The organism is Bradyrhizobium betae (genome assembly GCF_050632175.1).
Taxonomy (GTDB): Bacteria; Pseudomonadota; Alphaproteobacteria; order Rhizobiales; family Xanthobacteraceae; genus Bradyrhizobium; species Bradyrhizobium betae_B.
In genome coordinates, this window is the sequence record NZ_CP192576.1 from 2050578 (window position 1) to 2074813 (window position 24236).

At 63.0% G+C, this 24236-nt stretch carries 20 protein-coding genes and 1 pseudogene; 10 read left to right on the forward strand and 11 right to left on the reverse strand.

The window, feature by feature from the left end; all coding sequences use genetic code 11:
- Entirely contained in the window at positions 1 to 1902 is a 1902-nt protein-coding gene (locus ACQ86E_RS10095) for an extracellular solute-binding protein (RefSeq protein ID WP_431205252.1), read from the reverse strand.
- Positions 1903 to 2114: 212 nt separating this feature from the next.
- Positions 2115 to 2669, reverse strand: a complete 555-nt coding sequence (locus ACQ86E_RS10100) for a c-type cytochrome (RefSeq protein ID WP_431205253.1) — start codon at positions 2667 to 2669, stop codon at positions 2115 to 2117.
- 233 nt (positions 2670 to 2902) lie between these two features.
- Here ACQ86E_RS10100 and ACQ86E_RS10105 point away from each other — a divergent pair, with 233 nt between their 5' ends.
- Positions 2903 to 3643: a 3-deoxy-manno-octulosonate cytidylyltransferase gene (locus ACQ86E_RS10105; RefSeq protein ID WP_431205254.1), complete on the forward strand. Its 741-nt coding sequence runs from the start codon at positions 2903 to 2905 to the stop codon at positions 3641 to 3643.
- 21 nt (positions 3644 to 3664) lie between these two features.
- Positions 3665 to 4510 (forward strand): prephenate dehydratase, encoded by an 846-nt coding sequence (locus ACQ86E_RS10110; protein ID WP_431205255.1) that lies wholly within the window; start codon positions 3665 to 3667, stop codon positions 4508 to 4510.
- A gap of 5 nt (positions 4511 to 4515) precedes the next feature.
- Here ACQ86E_RS10110 and ACQ86E_RS10115 read toward each other — a convergent pair whose 3' ends face one another.
- Positions 4516 to 5532, reverse strand: a complete 1017-nt coding sequence (locus ACQ86E_RS10115) for an LLM class flavin-dependent oxidoreductase (RefSeq protein WP_431205256.1) — start codon at positions 5530 to 5532, stop codon at positions 4516 to 4518.
- Between the two features lie 386 nt (positions 5533 to 5918).
- Here ACQ86E_RS10115 and metF point away from each other — a divergent pair, with 386 nt between their 5' ends.
- From metF to ACQ86E_RS10140, 5 genes are all read left to right on the forward strand, one after another.
- The gene (gene metF / locus ACQ86E_RS10120) at positions 5919 to 6845 is read left to right on the forward strand and encodes a methylenetetrahydrofolate reductase [NAD(P)H] (protein WP_431205257.1); all 927 of its coding nucleotides are present in this window, start codon (positions 5919 to 5921) and stop codon (positions 6843 to 6845) included.
- A gap of 6 nt (positions 6846 to 6851) precedes the next feature.
- A complete protein-coding gene (metH, locus tag ACQ86E_RS10125) occupies positions 6852 to 10709 on the forward strand; it encodes a methionine synthase (protein ID WP_431205258.1) in 3858 nt (1285 codons plus the stop codon).
- 336 nt (positions 10710 to 11045) lie between these two features.
- Positions 11046 to 11216: a hypothetical protein gene (locus tag ACQ86E_RS10130; RefSeq protein WP_431205259.1), complete on the forward strand. Its 171-nt coding sequence runs from the start codon at positions 11046 to 11048 to the stop codon at positions 11214 to 11216.
- Positions 11217 to 11531: 315 nt separating this feature from the next.
- Positions 11532 to 11966, forward strand: coding sequence for a hypothetical protein (locus tag ACQ86E_RS10135; RefSeq protein ID WP_431205260.1), 435 nt, complete (start codon positions 11532 to 11534; stop codon positions 11964 to 11966).
- Between the two features lie 397 nt (positions 11967 to 12363).
- Positions 12364 to 13371 (forward strand): DUF3592 domain-containing protein, encoded by a 1008-nt coding sequence (locus ACQ86E_RS10140; protein ID WP_431205261.1) that lies wholly within the window; start codon positions 12364 to 12366, stop codon positions 13369 to 13371.
- 201 nt (positions 13372 to 13572) lie between these two features.
- Here ACQ86E_RS10140 and ACQ86E_RS10145 read toward each other — a convergent pair whose 3' ends face one another.
- Entirely contained in the window at positions 13573 to 14202 is a 630-nt protein-coding gene (locus ACQ86E_RS10145) for a glutathione S-transferase family protein (RefSeq protein ID WP_431205262.1), read from the reverse strand.
- Positions 14203 to 14318: 116 nt separating this feature from the next.
- Between ACQ86E_RS10145 and ACQ86E_RS10150 the strand changes: the two genes are divergently transcribed.
- The 3 genes from ACQ86E_RS10150 to ACQ86E_RS10160 are packed head-to-tail and all read left to right on the forward strand — an operon-like array spanning position 14319 to position 16728.
- A complete protein-coding gene (locus tag ACQ86E_RS10150; protein WP_431205263.1) occupies positions 14319 to 14735 on the forward strand; it encodes a DUF6636 domain-containing protein in 417 nt (138 codons plus the stop codon).
- A gap of 60 nt (positions 14736 to 14795) precedes the next feature.
- Positions 14796 to 15989, forward strand: a complete 1194-nt coding sequence (locus ACQ86E_RS10155; RefSeq protein ID WP_431205264.1) for an AAA family ATPase — start codon at positions 14796 to 14798, stop codon at positions 15987 to 15989.
- Entirely contained in the window at positions 15982 to 16728 is a 747-nt protein-coding gene (locus tag ACQ86E_RS10160) for a hypothetical protein (RefSeq protein WP_431205265.1), read from the forward strand. The genes ACQ86E_RS10155 and ACQ86E_RS10160 overlap by 8 nt, the downstream gene beginning before the upstream one ends.
- A gap of 17 nt (positions 16729 to 16745) precedes the next feature.
- On the opposite strand, the pseudogene glpK reads toward ACQ86E_RS10160, so the two are convergent.
- The 7 genes and pseudogenes from glpK to pimA form a co-directional block, all read right to left on the reverse strand.
- Positions 16746 to 18246 (reverse strand): annotated as a pseudogene (gene glpK / locus ACQ86E_RS10165) (glycerol kinase GlpK).
- A gap of 263 nt (positions 18247 to 18509) precedes the next feature.
- Complete coding sequence (locus ACQ86E_RS10170; RefSeq protein WP_431205266.1) at positions 18510 to 18692, reverse strand: DUF559 domain-containing protein; 183 nt, start codon at positions 18690 to 18692, stop codon at positions 18510 to 18512.
- Entirely contained in the window at positions 18655 to 18903 is a 249-nt protein-coding gene (locus tag ACQ86E_RS10175) for an endonuclease domain-containing protein (RefSeq protein WP_431205267.1), read from the reverse strand. The genes ACQ86E_RS10170 and ACQ86E_RS10175 overlap by 38 nt, the downstream gene beginning before the upstream one ends.
- A 75-nt stretch (positions 18904 to 18978) precedes the next feature.
- Complete coding sequence (locus ACQ86E_RS10180; RefSeq protein ID WP_431205268.1) at positions 18979 to 19752, reverse strand: SDR family NAD(P)-dependent oxidoreductase; 774 nt, start codon at positions 19750 to 19752, stop codon at positions 18979 to 18981.
- Between the two features lie 157 nt (positions 19753 to 19909).
- Complete coding sequence (gene pimD, locus ACQ86E_RS10185; protein WP_431205269.1) at positions 19910 to 21052, reverse strand: pimeloyl-CoA dehydrogenase small subunit; 1143 nt, start codon at positions 21050 to 21052, stop codon at positions 19910 to 19912.
- A 133-nt stretch (positions 21053 to 21185) separates the two neighbouring features.
- Entirely contained in the window at positions 21186 to 22376 is a 1191-nt protein-coding gene (gene pimC / locus ACQ86E_RS10190; RefSeq protein WP_431205270.1) for a pimeloyl-CoA dehydrogenase large subunit, read from the reverse strand.
- Positions 22377 to 22401: 25 nt separating this feature from the next.
- Positions 22402 to 24063, reverse strand: coding sequence for a dicarboxylate--CoA ligase PimA (gene pimA, locus ACQ86E_RS10195; RefSeq protein WP_431205271.1), 1662 nt, complete (start codon positions 24061 to 24063; stop codon positions 22402 to 22404).
- Positions 24064 to 24236 lie beyond the last annotated feature (173 nt).

The following is a 24236-nucleotide window of genomic DNA, read 5'->3' on the forward strand; positions in this document are numbered from 1 at the left end:
TCACGATTTCTTTGCGATCCGCGCTGCCTTGTCTGAATCGTACCACCAGACGAACGGGAAGCCGGACTGACCGTACTTAGGCAATTCCGCCGGGCGGCCAAAACGGTCCCAGCGCGCGGTGCGCACCTTCGTATAGGTCCACTGCGGAATGACGTAGTTATTCCAAAGCAGCACACGGTCGAGCGCCTTGGTAGCCGCCACGAGATCGTCCCGATCCCTGGCGTAGATGAGCCGCTCGACCAGCTTGTCGATCGCCGGATTCTTGATGCCGGCGATATTACGGGAGCCGGGAATATCGGCCGTCTTGGACGACCAGAACTCGCGTTGCTCGTTGCCCGGCGACTGCGACTCGCCCCAGGAGTTGGTGACGACGTCGAAATCCCATTCGCGCGTCCGGTTCTCGTATTGGGTCGGATCGACCGTCCGCACGCTCACGGCAATCCCGAGCCGTTCCAGCGACGGCTTGTAGAACAGCGTGACACGCTCGAAGCTCGGATCCTGATTCAGCAGCTCCATGGTGAACTGCGCACCGGTCTTGACATCGACCAGCTTGCGATCACGCACCTCGTAGCCGGCCTCCTTGAACAGGCGCAGCGCCTCGCGCAGATTGTCGCGCACGGCTTCGGGACTGCCGCCAACCGGATTGGTGTAAGCCTTCGTGAAAACTTCGGGCGGGACTTCGGCGCGCACGGTCTCGAGAATCTCGAGCTCCTTGCCCTGCGGCAATCCGGTCGCCATCAGTTCGTCGAGCCCGTCGAAATAGCTGCCGACGCGCTTGTACTGACCGTAGAAGAGCTGCTTGTTCATCTCCTCGAAGTCGAACGCGTAGTTGAGCGCACGGCGCACGCGGGGATCGCTGAACTTGGAACGGCGCAGATTCGGAACAAAGGCCTGCATGACGCCCGAGCTGCGATTTGCGAACTCCTCGAGGATCACTCGCTTTTCCGCCACCGCCGGGAAGTCATAGGCTGTCGCCCAGTTCTTCGCGCTGTTCTCGGTGCGCCAATCGACCTGATCGGCTTTGAAGGCTTCGATCGCCACGGTGGCGTCGCGGAAATACTCGTAGCGCAGCTCGTCGAAATTGTTGCGGCCCACATTGGCGGCGAAGTCCCGTCCCCAATAGTCCTTGACGCGCTCCAGCGTCATCGACCGTCCGGCGACGAATTCCTTGACCTTGTAGGGGCCCGAACCAAGCGGCACTTCGAGCGTGGTGGCGGAGACATCGCGCTTGCGCCCCTGTGCGTCGGTCCCTTCCCACCAGTGCTTCGGCAACACCGTGAGTTGCCCGACGATCTGCGGCAGTTCGCGGTTACCCGGCGCATCGAACACGAACTTCACCTCGCGCTCGCCGACCTTCTCGGCTTTCACCACATGGCTGTAATAGGCCGAGTACATCGGGTGATGCTTCTTGAAGGAATCCAGCGAGAAGATCACGTCGTCCGCCGTGACAGGCTTGCCGTCGTGCCATTTGGCCTGCGGCCGCAAGCGATATGAGACGAAGGAAAAGTCGTCGGGGTGGCTGACGGCTTCGGCAAGCGCGCCGTACTCGGTCGAGACCTCGTCGAGCGCGGGCGTGAGCAGGGATTCGTAGATGAATGCGACCGCGCCGGCGACCTGGCCCTTCACCCCTGAGACCACGATGTTGAAATTGTCGAAGGTGCCGACCGCAATCTGGCGCGCGACACCGCCTTTGGGCGCGTCCGGATTGACGTAGTCGAAGCGCTTGAAGTCGGCGGGATACTTGACCTTTCCGAACAGCGACAAGGCATGGCGCCAGGGGAGCGCACTCGAAGCCGCCTCGCCGGTGGATTGCGCCTGAGCCGCGCCAATCACGGAACCAAAAGCGGGGAGCGCTACGGCAGCTGTGCCGGTGAGCAGGAGATCACGTCGGGTAATGGCCAAATCAACATCCCTGGTCTTGAAGGAGGTTACCCCTTTAAAGGCTCAATATAGGCGAGGTTTCGACCAAATATGTTGCTTTTTCCTCATGTTGGGAGCCCCGTCGGCATGGTCGGATGCGGCCAAACGCCCCGATAAACTCACCGCGAGGCCTGGATACGGAAACGGCCAGGCTTTCAGCCTGGCCGCATCGTCCAAGATCTGTGCTTGAGGCGTTACTTCGACGCCGTCGGCAGCGGCTCCGGATGCTCCGACAGCGAATTCAGATAGGCGATGACGTCGGCGCGCTCGGAATCCTTGGGAATGCCGGCGAAGCCCATCGCCGTGCCGGGGATGAAGCCCTTCGGATTGGCGATGAACTTGTTGAGGTCGTCGAACGTCCAGTTGCCGCCCTTGCCCTTCATGGCGGCCGAGAAGTTGAAGCCGTTGCGGCCCTGGCCCCTGGCCTCGCCGACGACGCCATAGAGGTTCGGACCGACGCGATTCGGGCCGCCCTTCTCGAAGGTATGGCAGGCGCCGCACTTCTTGGCAGCGGCAGCGCCCTTCTCGACGGAGGCGGTCTGGAGCAGCTTTTCGATCGGCTCTGACGGTGCGGCGGCCGCGCCGCCTTCCTTGCCGTGGCCGGCGTCTTCCTTCACGGCGATCTCGAAGCCCGGCTTTTCCGGCAGCTTGGGCGAGAACAACGCCTGGGCGGTGAAGCTGGTCACCAGCAGGAAGAGACAGGTACCAAGCACGGCACCCATGATTTTATTGAGTTCGAAAGAGTCCATTTCCGGCCAGGCCCCACACCGCAAGAAGGAAACAGCGGCCCAAAAGGCCGCCAGGACGAGCCTCGGGAGAATCAAGCGTTCCTTATGTTTCCCCGAGTTTTGCCATTGAGATATCGGTTTGCCCGGGGTCTGGCAACCCGTATAAGCGACCCGGCTTTCAGGCCATCCCCATTCCATTTCTCAACGCGGAAAACGTCCCGTTTCCAGGCCCTTGAACCCAAGCCCTTGAACCAATGACCGACCCTCGCATCCTGGTGGTGATCCCGGCCCGCATGGCCGCCACCCGCCTGCCCGGCAAGCCGCTCGCCGACATCGCGGGCCTGCCGATGATCGTGCATGTGATGCGGCGCGCCGAGGCCGCCGGTATCGGCCGGGTGGCAGTTGCGACCGACACGGCCGAGATCGCGTCCGTCGTATCAGCTCATGGCGGCGAGGCCGTGATGACCCGCTCCGACCACCCCTCCGGCTCCGACCGCATCCACGAGGCGATGCAGAAGCTGGACCCGTCGGGCAAGGCCGAGATCGTGGTCAATCTCCAGGGCGACTTCCCGACCATCACGATCGACAACATCCGCGAGGTGCTGCCGCCGCTGGACGATCCGGCCGTGGACATCGCGACGCTGGCCTCGCAGATCCACACCGAAGAGGAGGACCTCGCGCCGAGCGTCGTGAAGGCGGTGGGGACCTCGGTGGGCGGCCGGCGGATGCGCGCACTTTATTTCACCCGCGCGACCGCCCCGACCGGCGACGGACCGCGTTACCACCATATCGGCCTCTACGCCTATCGCCGCGCCGCGCTGGAGCGCTACGTCCGGCTTCCGCCCTCGCCGCTCGAATTGCAGGAAAAGCTCGAACAGCTCCGGGCGCTGGAAGCCGGAATGCGGATCGATTTTACCATCGTCGATACCGTGCCCCGCGGGGTCGACACGCCGGCGGATCTCGAGACCGCCCGCAGCATCCTTTCCAAATCCTGAGCCGCTGTTACAAGGCCCGTCATGAGCAAGCTGAAAATCGCATTCCAGGGCGAGCCTGGCGCCAATTCCCACATCGCCATCGTCGAGGCCTATCCCGACGCCGAGCCGATGCCCTGCGCCACCTTCGAGGACGCGCTGTCCGCGATCTCGTCGGGTGAGGCCGATCTCGGCATGATCCCGATCGAGAATTCGGTCGCAGGCCGCGTCGCCGACATCCACCATCTGCTGCCCGCCTCCGGCCTCTTCATTATCGGCGAATGGTTTCTGCCGGTCCGCCATCAGCTGATGGCGATCAAGGGCACCAAGCTCGAAGACATCAAAAGCGTCGAGAGCCATGTCCATGCGCTCGGTCAGTGCCGGCGCATCATCCGCAAGCTCGGCATCAAGCCGATCGTGCACGCCGATACCGCCGGCAGCGCCCGCGACATCTCCGAGCGCAACGACAAGACCGTCGCCGCGATCGCCTCGCGCCTGGCCGCAAAGATCTACGGCCTCGACATTCTCGCCGAGGACATCGAGGACGAGGCGCATAACACCACGCGCTTCGTGGTGCTGGCGCGCGAGCCGAAATGGGCGGCGCAAGGTTCGGGCCCGCTGGTCACCACTTTTGTCTTCCGGGTGCGCAACCTTCCCGCCGCGCTCTACAAGGCGCTCGGCGGCTTTGCCACCAATGGCGTCAACATGACCAAGCTCGAGAGTTACATGGTCGATGGCAATTTCTTCGCCACGCAATTTTACGCCGACGTTGACGGCCACCCCGACGACAAGGGCCTTGCCTTCGCGATCGAGGAACTGAAATTCTTCTCGCGCGAATTCCGCATCGTCGGCGTGTATCCGGGCCACCCGTTCCGCGCGACGATGGAATAGCTCGCTTACGCCGCCTGCTTGGCCAGCCCGAACGCCTCTGCCAGCAGCGAATACGATCTCTTCCGCGCCTCGTGGTCATACACGGCCGTGATCACCATCAGCTCGTCCGGTTTGCTCGCATCCAACAGCGGCTGCAGCTTTCGCTGCACCGTTGCAGGGCTGCCGACGAACAGGCGCGAGCGGTTGCGGAGGATCGAAGTGCGTTCGGAGTCGGAGTAAGGATAGGCCAGCGCCTCCTCGACGCTCGGCAGCGGCAGATATTGACCGCGGTCGCGGCGCAGCCGGTTGAGGTCGAAGGACGTGGCGAGCTTTTCGGCCTCTTCATCGGTGTCAGCAGTGATCACAGCGACTGCGAGGATCGCGTGTGGTGCCGTGCTCCAGGCCGAGGGCTGGAATCGGTTGCGGTAATGCACCATCGCATCGATCGCGTCATGCGAGGCAAAGTGATGCGCGAAGGCGAAGCCCATGCCCACCTGGGCCGCCAATTCCGAAGAATAGTCGCTGGAGCCGAGCAGCCAGATCGGCGGCAACGGCGTGTCGTCGGGCATCGCATCGACGTTGTGATAGGGATGCCCTGCGGGGAATTCACGGGTCTGCCACAGGATCAATTCGTGCAGCCGCTCCAGGAAATCGTCGCCCTCGCGACGGTCGAGCCGGCTTCTGAGCGCGTAAGCCGTGGCGCCGTCGGTGCCGGGCGCGCGGCCGAGGCCAAGGTCGATGCGGCCGGGAAACAGCGCCTCCAGCATCTTGAAGCGCTCGGCCACGACCAGCGGCGCGTGGTTGGGCAGCATCACCCCGCCCGAGCCGACCCGGAGGTGCTTCGTCACCGCCGCGATCTGCCCAATCATCACGTCGGGCGCGGGGCTCGCGACGGAGGCGAGGTTGTGATGCTCGGCGAGCCAGTAGCGGACATAGCGGAGCCCATCGACATGACGCGCCAGATCGATGCTGTTGTGCAGCGCCGCGGCGGGTCTTGTGCCTGTGGTGACGACGGAGAGGTCGAGGACTGAGAGCGGGATCATGGCGCGCTAACGTAGTGGAGGCTGGCGGGGCGGCAATGGGCAGCCAACGCAGGTCTGACGTGTGCCGACCGCGAACCCGCTGGCCCGATCAAAACGCAATGTTGGGACAGAATCCCCATCCATAACGCACTCTACACACTGCCCACCCAAGAGAGGCGAGCCTGCCAGCTTCAAATATTCGATTATACACCTAATATTTCGGATATATTCCTCTTTTGGAGGGATTCCCACTCGAACTTGATGCAGCGCAATATTTGGCATCTATCAGTAACAGATGGGCCATTTCCCACCTCCGATGGGCTGTCGAGAGGCCGCTCCTTGCCCTATCTTAGCCTCTCCCAATTAGAGCTGACCGCCGGCCGCCAGAATCTGGAGTGAGTGGTGCCATGACCGATCCGACGACGCCTGCCCACGCCGACGGGCAAGACGGGCACCTTGCCGTCCAGCGGCCTGCGATCTCCTTCGAGTTCTTTCCGCCCAAGACGGAAGATATGGAGCGCAATCTCTGGGACACCATCAACCGGCTGGCCCCGCTCGATCCGAAATTCGTCTCGGTAACCTATGGCGCCGGCGGCTCGACCCGTGAGCGCACTCATTCCACCATCGCGCGCATCCTGAAGGAGACCGCGCTGCTGCCGGCCGCGCATCTGACCTGCGTCGGCGCCTCGCGCGGCGAGATTGACGAGATCGTCGACCGCTATCACGAGGTCGGCGTCCGCCACATCGTGGCCTTGCGCGGCGACCCGGCCGGCGGCATCGGCACACCCTATTCCAGCCATCCCGACGGCTACCAGAGTTCGGCCGATCTCGTCGCTGGAATCAAGAAGCGGCATGCGGATATCGAAGTCTCGGTCTCGGCCTACCCTGAGAAGCACCCCGAAGCGCGCGACTTCGACGCCGACATCGACACCCTGAAGGCCAAAGTCGATTCCGGCGCGACCCGCGCGATCACCCAGGTGTTCTTCGATAACGATCTCTACTTCCGCTATCTCGACCGCGTCCGCGCCCGCGGCATCAGCATCCCGATCGTGCCGGGCATCATGCCCATGCACAATTTCAAGCAGGCGAGAGCCTTCGTCACCCGCGCCGGCACCAGCGTGCCGGACTGGTTCGCCGCCAAATTCGAGGGCCTCGATGACGATGCCGAGACCCGCAAGCTGGTGGCCGCGACCGTCGCGGCCGGCCAGGTGCAGAAGCTGGCCAAGCACGGCGTCGACACCTTTCATTTCTACACCATGAACCGCGCCGATCTCGTGTTCGCGATTAGCCATTTGCTCGGCATCCGCGCCAAGAGCGCGCAGAAGGCGGCGTAAGAAAAAATGACCGTAGCCATCTCTCCCAAGCGAACTGCCCTGCTCAATGCCGCCCGCGAGCGTATTCTCGTGCTCGACGGCGCCATGGGCACGATGATCCAGAACCTCCAGTTCGACGAGGCCGCCTTCCGCGGCGAGCGGTTCAAGAACTTCCATCGTGACCTGCGCGGCAACAACGATCTGTTGATCCTGACCCAGCCGCAGGCGATCGAGGACATCCACGCCGCCTACTTGCGCGCGGGCGCCGACATCGTCGCCACCAACACCTTCTCCACCACCTCGATCGCGCAGGCCGATTACGACCTCACCGACATCGTCTACGAGATGGCGCGCGAAGGCGCCCGCCTCGCTGGCAATGCCGCGCGCCGCGTCGAGGCCGAGGACGGCAAGCCGCGCTTCGTCGCAGGTGCCATCGGCCCGACCAACCGCACCGCCTCGATCTCGCCCGACGTCTCCAATCCCGGCTACCGCGCCGTCACGTTCGACGATCTGCGCAAATCCTATGGCGAGCAGATCAACGGCATGCTCGACGGCGGCGTCGACCTGCTGCTGGTCGAGACCATCTTCGATACGCTGAACGCCAAGGCGGCGCTGTACGCGATCGCCGAGATCATCGAAGCGCGCGGCATCGACGTTCCCGTGATGGTGTCGGGCACCATCACCGACAAATCCGGCCGCCTGCTCTCCGGGCAGATGCCGGAGGCGTTCTGGCATTCGGTGCGGCATGCGAAGCCCATTACCATCGGCTTCAACTGCGCGCTCGGCGCCGAGGATCTGCGCGCGCATATCGCCGATATCGGCCGCGTCGCCGATACGCTGGTCTGCGCCTATCCGAACGCCGGCCTGCCCAACGAATTCGGCCAGTATGACGAGACGCCGGACTACATGGCACGCCTGGTCGGCGAATTCGCGCGTGACGGCCTCGTCAACATCGTCGGCGGCTGCTGCGGCACCACGCCGGAGCATATCGCCGCGATCGCCGCGGCCGTCGCCCCGCACAAGCCGCGCATCGTGCCGGAGATCGAGCCGCGCCTGCGGCTTTCCGGCCTCGAGCCATTCGTGCTGACGGACGCGATCCCGTTCGTGAACGTCGGCGAGCGCACCAACGTCACGGGCTCCGCGCGCTTCCGCAAGCTGATCACCGCCGGCGACTACACCGCCGCGCTGCAGGTCGCGCGCGACCAGGTCGAGAACGGTGCGCAGATCATCGACGTCAACATGGACGAGGGCTTGCTCGACTCCGAGGCGGCGATGGTGACATTCCTCAACCTCGTCGCCGCCGAGCCCGACATCGCCCGCGTCCCCGTGATGGTCGATTCCTCGAAATTCTCGGTGATCGAGGCCGGCCTGAAATGCGTGCAGGGCAAGCCGGTCGTCAACTCGATCTCGATGAAGGAAGGCGAGGAGAAGTTCATCCACGAGGCGCAGATTGCCCGCCGTCACGGCGCCGCCGTGGTGGTGATGGCGTTCGACGAGCTTGGTCAGGCCGACACGTTCGCGCGCAAGACCGATATCTGCAAGCGCGCCTACGACATCCTGGTGGGCCGCGTAGGCTTCCCGCCGGAAGACATCATCTTCGACCCGAACATCTTCGCGATCGCGACCGGCATCGAGGAGCACAACAATTACGGCGTCGACTTCATCGAGGCGACGCGCTGGATCCGCCAGAACCTGCCGGGCGCGCATATCTCCGGCGGCGTCTCCAACCTGTCGTTTTCGTTCCGCGGCAACGAGCCGGTGCGCGAGGCCATGCACTCGGTGTTCCTGTATCACGCCATCAAGGCCGGCATGGACATGGGCATCGTCAATGCCGGACAGATGATCGTCTATGACGACATCGATGCCGAATTGCGAGAGGTCTGCGAGGACGTCGTCCTCAACCGCGACCCCGGCGCTTCCGAGCGCCTGCTCGCGCTCGCGGAGAAATTCCGCGGCAACAAGACCCAGACCAGGGAAGCTGATCTGGCCTGGCGCGAATGGCCTGTGGCCAAGCGGCTGTCGCATTCGCTGGTGCACGGCATCACCGAATTCATCGAAGTCGACACCGAGGAGGCCCGCAAGGAATCCTCGCGCCCGCTCGACGTCATCGAAGGTCCGCTGATGGCCGGCATGAACGTGGTCGGCGATCTCTTCGGCGACGGCAAGATGTTCCTGCCGCAGGTGGTCAAGTCCGCGCGCGTGATGAAGCAGGCGGTGGCCTGGCTGATGCCGTTCATGGAGGAGGAGAAGGCGCGCAACCTTGCCAACGGCATCGGCACCGAAGGCTCGTCCTCCGCCGGCAAGATCGTGCTCGCGACCGTCAAGGGCGACGTCCACGACATCGGCAAGAACATCGTCGGCATCGTGCTCCAGTGCAACAACTTCGAGGTCATCGACCTCGGCGTGATGGTGCCGGCGGCCAGGATCGTCGAGACCGTGAAGGCGGAGAAGGCCGACATTGTCGGGCTGTCCGGCCTGATCACGCCCTCGCTCGACGAGATGGCGTTCTTCGCCGCCGAATTGCAGCGCGAAGGGTTGAAGCTGCCGCTGCTGATTGGCGGCGCAACGACGAGCCGCGTGCACACCGCGGTCAAGATCGACCCGAACTATCGCGCCGGACCCGTCGTACATGTCAACGACGCCAGCCGCGCCGTCGGCGTGGCCTCGTCGCTGTTGTCGCCGGAGAAGCGCGAAGCTTATGCGGCCGATGTACGGACCGAATACGCAAAGATCTCCGACGCGCATTTCCGCGCGCAGGCCGACAAGAAGCGGCTGAAGCTGGACGTGGCCCGCGCCAACCGCGTGCCGGTCGACTTTGCCGCGCACAAGCCGGTGAAGCCGACCTTCCTCGGCATCCGCAGCTTCGACGACTACGACCTCGCCGAGCTCGTGCCCTATATCGACTGGACCCCGTTCTTCCAGACCTGGGAACTCGCCGGTCGCTTCCCCGCCATCCTCGACGATGCCAAGGTCGGCGAGGTCGCCCGCTCGCTGTATGACGACGCGCGAAAGATGCTCGACCTGATCGTCAGGGAGAAATGGTTCCGGGCGCGCGCCACGGTCGGCTTCTGGCCCGCGAATGCGCAAGGCGACGACATCGTGCTCTATGCCGACGAAAGCCGCACCAAGACGATCGCGACGCTGCACACGCTGCGCCAGCAGCTCGAGAAGCGCGAGGGCCGCTTCAACGCCGCGCTGTCCGATTTCATCGCGCCTGCCGGCACCGGCGTTCCCGACTATGTCGGCGGCTTCGTCGTCACCGCCGGCATCGGCGAGGACGCGGTCGCCGACCGTTTCAAGATGGCCAATGACGACTACTCCTCGATCCTGTGCAAGGCGCTGGCCGACCGCCTCGCCGAAGCCTTCGCCGAGCGCATGCATGCCCGCGTGCGCCGCGAGTTCTGGGCCTACGCGCCGGACGAAGCGCTGTCGACCGACGAACTGATCCTGGAGAAGTACCAGGGCATTCGCCCCGCGCCAGGCTATCCCGCCCAGCCCGATCACACCGAGAAGGCGGCGCTGTTCGAGCTACTCGATGCCGAGAACACCGCCGGCGTGAAGCTGACCGAGAGCTTTGCGATGTGGCCGGGCTCCTCCGTATCCGGGCTCTATTTCGCCAACCCCGAGAGCTATTATTTCGGCGTCGGCAAGATCGAGCGCGACCAGGTCGAGGACTACGCCGCGCGCAAGGGCATGACGGTGACCGAAACAGAACGCTGGCTCGCGCCGGTGCTGAACTACATCCCGTCGCGCGAGGGAGGCGACAAGGCGTTCGCGGCAACGCCCGCGAACGACGAGACGTCAAAGGACCTCGCCTCGCATCCGCCGGGCTGCACCTGCGCGGTGCATCTGGTCTGGCAGACGAAGCGCGCGGGGGCGGCATAGGCTCGCCTCCAAAACAAAATGCGAAAACAACCCCATGCACAGTAGACGTGGGGTTGAAAGGCCTGGCGAATTTCTGTTTTAGAGAAATCGCTTGCTCCGTCGGGCAAAACACCTGTAATATTTCATCATTGCCAGCCGCGCGTGTCAGGTCGGCGTGTAGGCGAAGCGCGACCGATTTCCGCGGCGACAGTCTGGATTGCTTCGCTGCGCTCGCAGCAAGTGGCGACGTCACGACGCTCCACTTGCGTCTCAGACAACGGACAAAATTGATCGCGGGAACCGGACTCGTGTGAACTCGTTCACTTGTCCACTCAACCTCGGTTGGTTAGTCTATCGGTGTACTACCAAACCGACGATTTGCTTGGGATCGAACATATGAAGCAGTTCATTGCACTGTTCGTCGCCGCGATCGCTCTCGTCGTGCTGCCCACGATTGCCGCGGCGGACTGTCCGAAAGGCTACGTGCCATGCGGCGAGAAAAATCAGTTGTGCTGCCCGGGAAAGTAGTTGGCCGCGGGTGGTTTTGGCTAGGTAGCGGCGTTTTCGTCGCGGTCGCACTGGTGATGGTTGCTGTCTGGGCCGGATACCCGCGAAAGAAGCAGACGATCACAGCCATCCTCTCCGAGACCGGATATTTCGAGGTGGTGCCGCCGAGCACGTTCGGCGGGCCCGGCACGATCAACACGATCGAATATCTGAGCAACGGCAGGCTGGAACTGCATCCGACCTGCGAAGTCGATCCGACATTGCTGGTCAGCAAGATCCAGAAATCCCGAACCGTGGACCGTGACCTGAAGCAATCGGCTCGAGAAGAAGCTCGACGTGTCGGCCCAGGTCAGGGAGAAGCTGTCGGCCGTCGCCGGGATGCAGCAGGTCGAGGCTGTCAACCTCAAGCTCGAGAACGCCAACATTCTGCTGATTTCCGACGAGTCGCTGATCTCGACCCGGAATGCGTTGCTGAAATCCGAATGCGAGGATGCGGTCACCCAGAACATTTCCAGCGGCGGCGTCGTGTGCCAGACGCGATCCGTCCTGGAGGCCGATGTCGTCTACGAGATCAAATACAGCAACAAGATCTCGATGGAGGAGAAGGCCAAGCTGACATCCGAGATCGCGGCGAAGCTCGACCTCGATGTCCACGATGGCGCGGAGGACAAGGTGTCCGGCTCTCAATTGTTCTTCGGCATCAGGCTGTCGCCAAATCCGATCGTCATGAAAACGGTGGCGGGCGACGTCAACCCCTGCACGCGGAGATAAGCATCGACGGTGAAGTCTTCATCCTCCACTGGGGGTAAGGCTATCGCATATGGCATGCACAGTGTGGCGGCATCGGTAGTGAGCTCCCTCCCCCGCGTGCGGGGGAGGGTTGGGGTGAGGGCTGCCTCCGCAATGGGACTGTCGCGAATTGCGGAGGAAATCCCCCAGTGGTGAGAACTCTCACCCGCCGCGCGCGGGACGATGCTCCGGGGCGCGTCGGCCTCTCCCGCGCGCGGGAGAGGCCGGAGCAAGCCCGCGATCCCAGTTAAATCCATATGCGATCGCCCTGTCCCTCCAAGACCCCTCCAGGGGAGGACAAGAAGCCTGCCCGGCACCGTGAACGCATCGACGGCCCGCCGCGACCAATGGCGGTCGCCGCAGGGGAGCAGGGAACGGGATGCTGAATGCCCAACAATTGATGTGGACGCAGATTGCCGCCGGCATCTCGGTCCTTCTGTTCGGATTGATGCTGGTCAATCTGGTGCGCATGCGGGGCCGGATGCAGGCCGCACGGAGCTGGGACAAGGTGGTGGGCGTCATCACGGTCTCCACCGTCGAGCAACCCGAAGCCCACGTCTCCGACGACCAGAACGATGCCAAGCCGGTCATCCGCTATCGCTATCGTGCCGGCGGTGAGGAGCTGGAAGGCGACAAGGTCTTCGTCGGCGGCATCGCCATGACGACGAAGGTGCTCGCGGCCAAGCTGGCCGGGCGCTATCCGGTCGGCGCCCATGTCGACGTCTATGTCGACCCGAAGCAGCCTGCCGAGGCGCTGCTGGAGCCGGCCGCGGCGCAGAACCTCGCCGCGCTCGTGGCATTCACGATCGTGTTCGGCTTGATAGCAGCCACCCTGACCGCGCACTCGGTCGCGGGGCACGTGCTCTACGCCGGCAACGGGGTGCCGCTGTTCGCTTTCGCCCTGCCGGTCATCGTGCTCATCGGTGGCGTGTTCTGCGTGATCGAGTATGTCAGCACGCGCCGGCTGGCGAGCGCCAGCCTGCGCTGGCCGACCGCGGCCGGCAAGGTCACCCGTTGCGCCGTGGTCGAGGAGATCGTCGAGGAGAAGACCGAACACGACAACAGGCCGACGACGACCAAGATGCAACACCGCTATCAAGTCGACCTCCGCTATGCCTACAAGGTCGGCCAGCGCGACTTCGTCGGCACCGAAGTCAATTGGGGCGGCACCATGATTTCAGGGCTGCGCGAAGTCGCCGAAGAAGCCGCAGCGAAATATCATCCCGGGCAGACCGTCCAGGTCCATTACGATCCGGAGCGGCCGGGGCATGCGGTGCTGGAGCCTGCGAGCCGCGAAGGCGCGCTGGGCCCGCTGATCGGCGCCGCGGTCTGCGCGGTCGTCGGCGGACTTTTCCTGACCATTCTGATCAAGGTCGGGTTTGCCTAGCGCGATGAGATCGGTCAGTCGGCACTCCCGGTCTCCATCCTCACCTGGAGGGGGAGGATCGGTTCGCATGCAGCGAAGCCGAAAGCGAACCAAGGTGGGGTGACAGTCTCTCCACAGATGCGGTGCCCGAGTGGAGAGATCACCCCACCCCGCTCGCGCTGCGCGCGATCGACCCTCCCCTCCAGGGGAGGGTAAGGCGGCCTAGCCGCTCGGCGGCGCCAAGGGTTGCACGATCTCCTGGAACGGCGCCAGCGCCTCGCAGCGCTCGGCATGCGCCGCGAGCGCCGGATAGCGGGCGGCATCGAGGAGTTGCGGATGCGCTTCGCCGGTGAAGCGGAGGACGCAGGCCACGATCACGTCGGCGTGGCCGATGCGCTCGCCGAGGAAGTAGGGCGTCGGCACCTTCGCCCGTTCGTCTTCCAGCACCCTGAGCACGTCGTTGATCTGCGCCTCGCAGCGCGCGACCCACAGCGCCAATTGCTCCTTTCGCAGCACGCGCTCATAGACCAGGCTCACGGCCTTGTCGCCGAGGCCGGAGGCGAGCGCACAGATGCGCAGATGCCGGCGTCGTTCGGCGCCCGCGTGCGGCAGCATCGCCTTGTCGGGCCCGACAAGCTCATCGAGATGGTCAAGAATGAACGCGCTCTCGATCAGCGCTTCGCCGCCATCAAGCACCAACGTCGGCACACGGCGCAGCGGATTGTACGGCGCGATCCTGTCGGCATCGCCGAAGGTCGACCACGGCCTGTGCTCGAAGGCGAGCCCGTAAAGCCGCAACGCAATCGCGACGCGGCGGACGAAGGGGGAATCGTATTGGCCGATCAGGAACATGGGTTTCTCTCGTCATTACCGGGCTTGACCCGGCAATCCATCGATCTTCAGACTAGAGTTTGATGGATGCCCGGATCAAGTCCGGGCCTGACGATTCTGGGTCGAGGCACGATCTGATGCGATATTTCTGGCCTGTCATTCTGGGTGTCTTGCTCGCCGCTGCTAACCTCGCCCACGCCCAGGACCGCCCGATCGGCTTCCAGACGCCGTCGAAAAACATCGCCTGCCAGTTCTTCACCGACAACGGCCAAGGCGTACTCCGCTGCGACATCATGAACATGGACACGCGCCCGCGCCGGCCGGCGGATTGCGACCTCGAATGGGGCAACGCCTTCGAGATGAGCGCGAAGGGCAACGCCGGTCGCATCTGCGCCGGCGACACAGTGATGGACCCATCGCTGCCGGTGCTCGCCTATGGCGAGGTGTGGCAGCGCGCGGGATTCACATGCCGGTCGGAGCAGACGGGGCTGACGTGCTTCAATGCGATGCAGCGGGGATTTTCGCTGGCGCGGGCGAGGCAGGAGGTGTTTTAGGTTTGCGCAAGAACTTGATTTGCGGATACGCTCGCCAAAGTTGAACAAAAATGAGGTTTCATGAAGACTGAACCAGTCAAAATCAGGCATTTAGTTGCAAGCGATATCGGATGTTTCGAAGAGATACAAATCGACTTCTCTCCCCGATTCAATCTCCTTTGCGGCGCTAATGGAGTCGGCAAAAGCACAATCTTGTCCGTAATTGCTCGCGCTTTCTCACATCACCAGTCTAACCTGCGGCGACGAGCGGCAGCGAGCCGGCCGGGAAAGTGGAATGTGCAGTTTAGCTTAGGCGACAGCTTTCATACCGCCACTGGGCTGTCTGAAGGCCTACTTCCGGCCGAACACGACAAATTTCAAAACGTCTTCGTAGAGATGAGCCGTTCAGTCTTGTATTTTAAGGCAACACGAGACTTTGTTTATTCTCGCCTAGATGCAATCACTCGCGATCCATCCAGCGATCAAAATCATTGGAGCATGTCAGCAATTTCAGGGATCGAGCAAAGTGATCTGAAGCGGTGGCTCGCCAACCGCTACCTTTTTTCCGCTCATCAGAACAGCTTAAGCCCGCGGCAAATGGAGGATCTAGCTTTCGCGAAAGAGTGCTTCTCCATCTTAGATAGAAGGGTGCGCTTCCGCACCATCGACGCCGCATCGTTCGACGCATACGTTGACACTCCTCAGGGAAGCGTCCCGTTTGAATATTTATCATCAGGATTTCGAGCTTCACTCGCTATGCTTCTTGGAATAATCCGCGAGATCGAAGTTAGAGGCTTCGAAGCTCCCGCACAGTCCTTTCCTGGCGTGATCCTAATCGACGAACTTGACCTCCATCTTCACCCCACTTGGCAGCAGAAGATCGTTGGGGCACTGAAGGAAGCGTATCCTTTAGTTCAGTTTATTGTAACCACTCACAGCCCTCATATGATCCAACACGCAGAGCGTGACGAAGTTATTGCACTCATAAGCGACGAAGTCTCAGCCCCCCGCGTGGGTAGGTTCGAAACAAGTCGATATGGCTTTAAAGGCTGGACTATCGAGGAAATATTGACTGATGTGATGGGCCTTAACGACACCACTTCCAACGAGTTTTCCAATGCGATGCGACAGTTCGATTCAGCAATAGAACGTGAAGATTCTGAGTCGGTACGATTCTGGAGAACTGAACTTGAAGCCATGATTCATCCGGCAAGTCACTTACGAAAATTGATAAGATTGCAGGCAGGACCCATCGCGGGCCGCTTCGATGATTAGAGTCCAGCGTCCGCCGTGCCCCGACGAACTGACAGCAATTAAAATTCAAGAGCTAACTGCCGAGTATCTCGCGGACAGAAACAAAGCTGTCTGGAACAAGCCATACATCCGCAAAGCACTACTAGCAATGTCGCACAACAAGTGCGTGTACTGCGAAGCACGGATAGACGAAGAATCCAAATACATGGAGGTCGATCATTACTACTGCAAAGACCGGCACCCCACTATGGTTGTAGAATGGACGAACCTGCTGCCGGCGTGCAAGCGCTGCAACGTGAACAAGGGAAGTTATGACATCGACTCCGATGGAGAGTTAGTCGATCCAACGCGGGATGATCCCCGACACCATCTAATTCTAATTAACTACCGATTGCGAGGACGCGATGATAAGGGACGCCGAGTCGTCGAGTACACCTACTTAAATGAAACGAATCGATCGGTTAGAGCGCGATTTGAAATTGGCAGCTCAGTGAGCGAAGCAATCGAACGATTAGCTATTCTAGCAGAAGAATGCCTTGCATCTCGATCGGATCGAAGAAGGTTAGGTCAATTGGAAAGAGGGATGCTGGCGCTGCTTGAGGAAGCGAAACCAACATCAGAATATAGCGCGACGGCAGCCACTATCTTAGCCAGCCTTCCAGAGTACCGCGATGTAAAAAATGGGCTTCAAACCCTCGGTCGTTGGAGTCAGGAAATGGAGTCACTCGAAGTTCAGATGCTCTTGTGCAACCTAGGATAAGGTTGCTTTCATCGAAGCTACTCTCCCTCATCACTCGCCAGCACGCCTTTCACCGCGCGCGCCCAGCCGGCCAGTTTCCGCTCGCGTGTCGCCTGGCTCATCACCGGCTTGAAGCGGTGCTCGAGGCGCCAGTTGTCGGCGAACTTGGTTGGCTCGGGATAGACGCCCGCTTCGAGACCGGCGAGATAGGCGGCGCCTAATGCCGTGGTCTCCTGGATCACGGGGCGGTCGACCGGCGCGTCGAGGAGATCGGCGAGGCGCTGCATGGTCCAGTCGGAGGCGGTCATGCCGCCGTCGACGCGGAGCACGACGTTGGCGGTGTCGGAGTTCGGCCAGTCGGCGCGCATCGCGGCCCAGAGATCGAAGGTCTGATAGCAGACGCTTTCCAGCGCGGCGTGGGCGAGTTCGGCGGGGCCGGTGTTGCGGGTGAGGCCGAACAGCGCGCCGCGGACGCGCGGATTCCAGTAGGGCGCGCCCATGCCGACGAAAGCGGGGACGAGGTAGACGCTTTGCATGGAGTCGGACTGATCGGCGAGCGGCCCGGTTTCGGCGGCGTGCTTGATGATGCCGAGGCCGTCGCGCAGCCATTGCACCGCGCTGCCCGCGACGAAGATCGAGCCTTCGAGCGCATAGGTGCGTTTTCCCTGGAGCTGATAGGCGATGGTGGTGAGCAGCTTGTTCTTCGACACCACCGGCGTGGTGCCGGTGTTGAGCAGCGCGAAGCAGCCGGTGCCGTAGGTCGACTTCATCATGCCCGGGCGGAAGCAGGCCTGGCCGATGGTGGCGGCCTGCTGGTCGCCGGCGATGCCTGAGATGAGAATCGCGCCGCCGAACAGGTCCGGCGTGCTTTGGCCGAAATGGGCCGAGGAATCCTTTACCTCGGGCAGCATCGAACGCGGCACGCCGATGATCTCGAGAAGCTGGTCGTCCCACGCGCCGGTGTGGATGTTGAACAGCAGCGTGCGCGAGGCGTTGGTGGCGTCGGTGGCGTGCACCTTGCCGCCGGTGAGGCGCCAGAGCAGATAGCAATCGACGGTGCCGAACATCAATTCGCCGCGCGCGGCGCGCGCGGGCGCCGGGAACGTGATCGAGAATCCAGGCGACCTTGGTGCCGGAGAAATAGGGATCGATGATCAATCCCGTTTTCTGCGAGATCACCGGCTCGCGACCGTCGGCCTTCAATTTCGCGCAGATGTCGGCGGTGCGGCGGTCCTGCCAGACGATGGCACGGTGCACGGCCTGGCCGGTGGCGCGATCCCACACCACGGTGGTCTCGCGCTGATTGGTGATGCCGATCGCGGCGATGTCCTTAGCGGTGATGCCGGCCTGCGCGATCGCATCACGGCAGACCATCACGGTCGAGGTCCAGATGTCCTCCGGCTCGTGCTCGACCCAGCCCGAGGCCGGAAAATGCTGCGGAAACTCCTGCTGCGCGCGGGCGGCGATCGAGATATCGCTGCGAAACACTATGGCGCGCGACGAGGTGGTGCCCTGGTCTATGGCGAGGACGAAAGACATGGCGGGGTCCCTTGGCGTGTTCCCGGAAGAGGGTCGTTGTATCGGGGCAGAAAACGGGATTGCCGGCAGGAGGTCAAGGCGGCTCGCCTCTTACCCTCCCCTGGAGGGGAGGGTCGGCTCACATTGAGCGAAGCGAAATGTGAGACGGGGTGGGGTGACGGTCTCTCCATATCTGGCAGTGCCCGAGAGGAGAGATCACCCCACCCCGCCCGCGCTTCGCGCGGTCGACCCTCCCCTCCAGGGGAGGGTAGGAGACGCCGCGGCTACTTCCGGCGATGTCTCAGTGGCCGCGCTTCCGCCTCGCGCGATCCGTAGAGCTCCACATAGATTCGTTCGAGCACCGCCGTCAGATCGGCCGTGATCTCCGAATTCCAGAATCGGATGACGCGATAGCCTTCGTTCTCGAGCTCAGCATTGGCGTTCGAGGTCGCGTACCGCCACATCATCTTCGTTGTGGTGGCCACCATCGAGTTCAATAATGAGGCGCTTGGCCGGGCAGAAGAAATCGACGACATAGGGACCGATGGGGGCTTGTCGGCGGAAGTGGGAGCCGTCCATCGGAAGGTCCTTGAGGGCGCGCCACAGAATCCGTTCGTGCGGCGTCGAGTTGGCTCTCAGCTTCTTTGCGGCGGCGCGGCGGATTGATGTTGAGACCATTGCTGTGGCTTCACCTTCCCCCTCGAGGGGAGGGTAAGTGAAGCGACACCGTCGTGCAATTGCAAGTGGTAGAGGTTAGACGGCTGCCGTCGTCACACCGCCGTCGATCACGATGGTCTGTCCCGTCATGAAGCTCGACGCATCCGAGGCGAGGTAGGCCACCGCGCCGGCGATTTCGTCGGGCTCGCCGATGCGGCGGAGCGGGGTGGTGGCGGTGCGGCGCTTGAGGTTGGCTTCGTCTTCCCAGAGGGCGCGGGCGAAATCGGTCTTTACGAGGCCGGGCGCGATGCAGTTGACGCGGACGCCTTTCGGGCCCCACTCGCCGGCGAGCGAGCGGCACAGCGCGAAGTCGGCGGCCTTGGAGATGCCGTAGGCACCGATCACGGTGGAGCCGCGCAGGCCGCCGATCGATGAGATGATGACGACGGAGCCGTTGCCGCGCTCGGCCATTTGCGGGATCGTCAGCGCGGAGAGCCAGATGTTGCTCTTGACGTTGCTGCCCATGATCTTGTCGAAGGCTTCATCCGTGATGTCGAGCAGCGGGCCGTAATAGGGATTGACGGCGGCGTTGCAGACGAGGATGTCGATCTTGCCGTAGTGCTTGATCGTGCCCGCGACCAGCGCCTCGACCTCGGCCTTGCGCGCGATGTTGCAGGGGATGACGGTGGCGTCGCCGCCGGAAGCGTTGATGCCGTCGGCGACTTCCTTGCAGGCGTCGGCCTTGCGCGAGGAGACCACGACCTTGGCGCCGAGCTTTGCGAGCAGTTCGGCGGAGGAGCGACCGATGCCGCGGCTGGAACCGGTGACGATGGCGACCTTGCCGGTGAGATCGAACGGGTTGTTTTTCATCGACTGTCTCCCTCTTCTACTTGGTGCCCGCTGGCTCCGCCGTCATGGCCGGGCTTGTCCCGGCCATCTACGTTCTTCGTTACCGCCAAGACGTGGATGCCCGGGACAAGCCCGGGCATGACGATCTTTGTGCGGCTGCCGCCTCGCGATACGGCGATCAGATCAACCCACCCGCATCCGCGACGCGGCGCTGGTGATAGTCGGTATCACCAAAACTGTTCTCGATCATGGTGAGGCGCTTGAAGTAGTGGCCGATCTTCGCCTCCATGGTCATGCCGATGCCGCCGTGGAGCTGGATCGCCTGCTGTCCCACGAACTTCAGCGACTTGCCGATCTGCACCTTGGCCGCGGCGATCGCGTTGGAACGCTCTTTGGCGTCCTCGAAATCACCGGCCATGGTCGCGAACATCGACATCGAGCGCGCCTGCTCGGCGGCGACGAACATGTCGGAGGCGCGATGCTGCAGGCTCTGGAACGAGCCGATCGCGACGCCGAACTGCTTGCGCGTCTTGATGTACTCGACCGTGGTCTTGAGCGATTCGTCCATCAGGCCGACCGCCTCGGCGCAGAGCGCAATGCGGGCTTCGTCGACCACACGCTCGATCAGCGCGAGACCGTCCTCGGGATTGCCGAGCGCGGCATCGCTGCCGACCTCGACACCGGTGAAGGTGATGTCGGCGGCGTGCAGGCCGTCCTGGGTCGGGTAGGACTTCTTCGTCACGCCCTTCGCGTTCGCAGGGACCAGGAACACGCCGATGCCGCCGGTGTCGCGGCGGGCACCCTTGGTACGCGCGGTGACGATGAGCGTGTCGGCGTTCTCGCCGTTGAGCACGACGAATTTCTCGCCGTCGATGACCCAGCCGTCGCCCTTCTTCTTCGCCGTCGTCGTGACGTCGAAGAGATCGTAGCGCGAGTTCTTCTCGAGCTGGGCGAACGCGAGCGTCTTGCTGCCGTCGATGATCCCGGGCACGTGCGCCGCCTTCTGCGCGTCGGTGCCGGCGTGGCGCAGGAAGCCGCCGCCGATCACGACCGTGGCGAGATAAGGCTCGAGCACCAGCGCCTTGCCGAGCGCTTCCATCACGATCATGGTCTCGACGCCGCCGGCGCCGAAGCCGCCTTCGGCTTCGCTGAACGGCAGGCCGAGCAGGCCCTGCTCGGCGAGCTTGCCCCAGACGGCTTTGCTCCAGCCGCCCTTCTCCTTCATGTACTTCTTGCGGCTCTCGAAATCGTAGGAATCGGTCAAGAGGCCGTCGATGCTGTCCTTGAGAAGCCGCTGCTCCTCGGTCAAATCAAAATCCATGTTCTTTGCTCTCCGGGTATCTATTTCGTCATGCCCGGCCTTGTGCCGGGCATCCACGTTCTTTCGTGCCGCTAGGCGTGGATGGCCGGGTCAAGCCCGGCCATGACGGCGAGTGCGTGGTGATAGCGCGACATCACAGCCCCAGCACCGCCTTGGCGATGATGTTGCGCTGGATCTCGTTGGAGCCGCCGTAGATCGAGACCTTGCGGTTGTTGAAGTAGCTCGGCGCGATCTGGGCGGTCCAGTCCATGGCTTCGTTGGAGCCGTCGTCGCCGTGCACGTCGAAAGGCGCGGCGAACGGGCCGATCACTTCCATCAGGAGCTCGGTGGTGGTCTGCTGGATCTCGGAGCCCTTGATCTTCAGCACGGACGACGCCGGATTGGGCTTGCCCTTGCCGTGCTTGCCTTCGTCGGCGACGACGCGGAGCTGCGTCAGCTCGAGCGCCTTCAGCTCGATCTCGCAGGCCGCCAGCTTCTCGCGGAAGGCGGCGTCCTGGATGATCGGCTTGCCGCCGGATTCCACCTTGCCGGCGAGTTCGCGGATGCGGCGCAGCCGCTCCTTGGAGACGCCGACGCGCGCGATGCCGGTGCGCTCGTTGCCGAGCAGGAATTTGGCGTAATCCCAGCCCTTGTTCTCCTCGCCGATCAGGTTCTCGTAGGGCACCTCGACGTCGTCGAAGAACACTTCGTTGACCTCGACGCCGCCGTCGATGGTCTGGATCGGGCGCACCGTGACGCCCTTCGACTTCATCGAGAACACGATGAAGGAGATGCCCATCTGCTTCTTGGCATTGTTGTCGGTGCGGCAGAGGCAGAAGATCATGTCGGCGTGCTGGGCCAGCGTGGTCCAGGTCTTCTGGCCGTTGATGATCCACTTGTCGCCCTTGCGCTCGGCCTTGGTCTTCAGCGAGGCGAGGTCCGATCCCGAACCGGGCTCGGAGAAGCCCTGGCACCACCAGTCGTCGACGTTGGCGATGCGCGGCAGGTACTTCTTCTTCTGTTCTTCGTTGCCGAAGGTGTAGATGACGGGGCCGACCATGCTGACGCCGAAGGCGAGCGGCTGCGGCGCCGGATAGGACTGCAGCTCCTCGTTGAAGATGTAGTGCTGCACCGAGGTCCACCCCGTGCCGCCATACTGCGTCGGCCAATGGCTGGTGCCCCATCCCTTCTTGTTGAGGATGCGCCACCACGTCACCATCTCGTCCTTCGAGAGATGACGGCCCTCGACCAGCTTGCGCCGCGTGTCCGGCGGCACGTTGTCGCGGAAGAACGACCGCACTTCCTCGCGAAACGCCTGCTCTTCCTTCGTGAATGCGAGATCCATGGGATCCTCCTGTGAGCTTTCTCGTCTATGGGGTGGATTGTGCCGGTTTCTGCTGCTGGCGCAATTCGTGGCGCGACAATTTTCCGACCGGCGTGCGCGGCAGATCGTCGACGAACTCGACCTCTACAGGCAATTCGTGCTTGCCAACCTTGCCGGCGAGCTGCGCGCGCAGATCGTCGAGCGAGAACGGCTTTGCGTCCGGCTTGAGCTTGATGAAGGCCTTGGCGGCTTCGCCGCGATACTGGTCGGGGATGCCGAGCACGATCACCTCGTGCACGCCGGGAATTGTGTAGATCGCCTGCTCGATCATCTGCGGATAGACGTTGAAGCCGCCGGAGATGATCATGTCCTTCTTGCGGTCGACCAGGAAGAAATAGCCGTCGGCATCGACATAGCCGATGTCGCCGGTAAGGAAGCGGCCGTCGGCAAAGGACTCCGCCGATTCCTTCGGCTTGTTCCAGTAGCCCTTGGTGACGTTCGGACCCTTGATGCGGATCTCGCCGACTTCGCCCGATGGCAACACCTTGGTCGGATCTTCCAGCGAGACGACGTCGAGCTCGATGCCGGGCAGCATCAGGCCGATCGAACCCGGTTTGTCGGGACCATCAGGCGGATGGCCGGTGCCGGGCGAGCAGGTCTCGGTCATGCCCCAGCCGCTTTTCAGCTTCTTGCCGATCTTGCGCTCGAAGAATTTTGCCACTTCCACCGGCAGCGGTGCGCCACCGGAGCCGATGGTGGCGAGCGATGAGAAATCGCGCTTGTCGAGGTCGGGCAGCGCTGCGATCGCGATCCACATCGTCGGCACGCCCGGGAAATAGGTGGCACGCTTGACCTCGATGTCGCGCATCACGGCTTCGACGTCGAAGCGCTGGTGCAGCGAGATCAGATTGCCGCGGCTGAGCGCGGACAGCAGCACGACGGTCAGCGCGTAGATGTGGAACAACGGCAGCACGCAGATCACACGCTCGATGACGTCCCCGCGCGCCGCGCGCGTCGGTTTGCCCCAGACGTCGTAGATCGACACCGCCGAGGTGAGGTTGCCGTGGGTGAGCATCGCGCCCTTGGGCAGGCCGGTGGTGCCGCCGGTATATTGCAGCAGCGCGACGTCATCGGCCGCGACAACAGGCCATTGCGCCGGCGCGACCGCGCCCTCGACGAAGGCCTTGAAGGTGACGATGCGGGGATCGCTGGGAATTGCGGCCTGCGGCGTGCCGACCTTGCCCCAATCGTCGTCCTCGCAAACGACCAGGCGGTCGATCAAGCCCTTCTCCAGGAACTTCAGCGCCGTCGGCAGCAGCGCGGCAAGGTTGGACGTGACCAGCAGGCGCGAACCCGAGTCCGAGACCTTGTGGGTCAGCGCGATCTCGCCGTCGAGCGGGGAGAGATGCGCGACGCGGGCGCCTGCCTTCAGCGCGCCGAAGAAATTGACGGGGTGGTCGGGCGTGTTGCCGAGGAACAGCGCGACGGATTTATTCCTGCCGATGCCGGCACGCAGGAACGCCGCGGCCGCGCGCTCGGCCATGGCGGCGAGCCCGGTATAGGTGATCGGACGATCGCGAAATTCCAGCGCGGTGCGCGGGCCGTAAGTCGCGGCGGCGTTCGACAACAGGTCAGGCAGCGTTCCCTGGACGATGGTGTCGTCCCAATGCACGCCTTCGGGATAAAACTGTTCGCCGGGATGGGTCATTTCGCTTCGTTACTTTGCACGTAAGCCAGGCACGGACGGGTGGGCTCCCTCCCCCTTGCGGGGGAGGGTTGGGGAGAGGGGTGGCCACAGACGCCGACCTCGCCCGGGGCTACCCCCTCCCTGCCCCTCCCCCACAAGGGGGAGGGAACGGAGAGAGCGTACCCCGGAGGAAG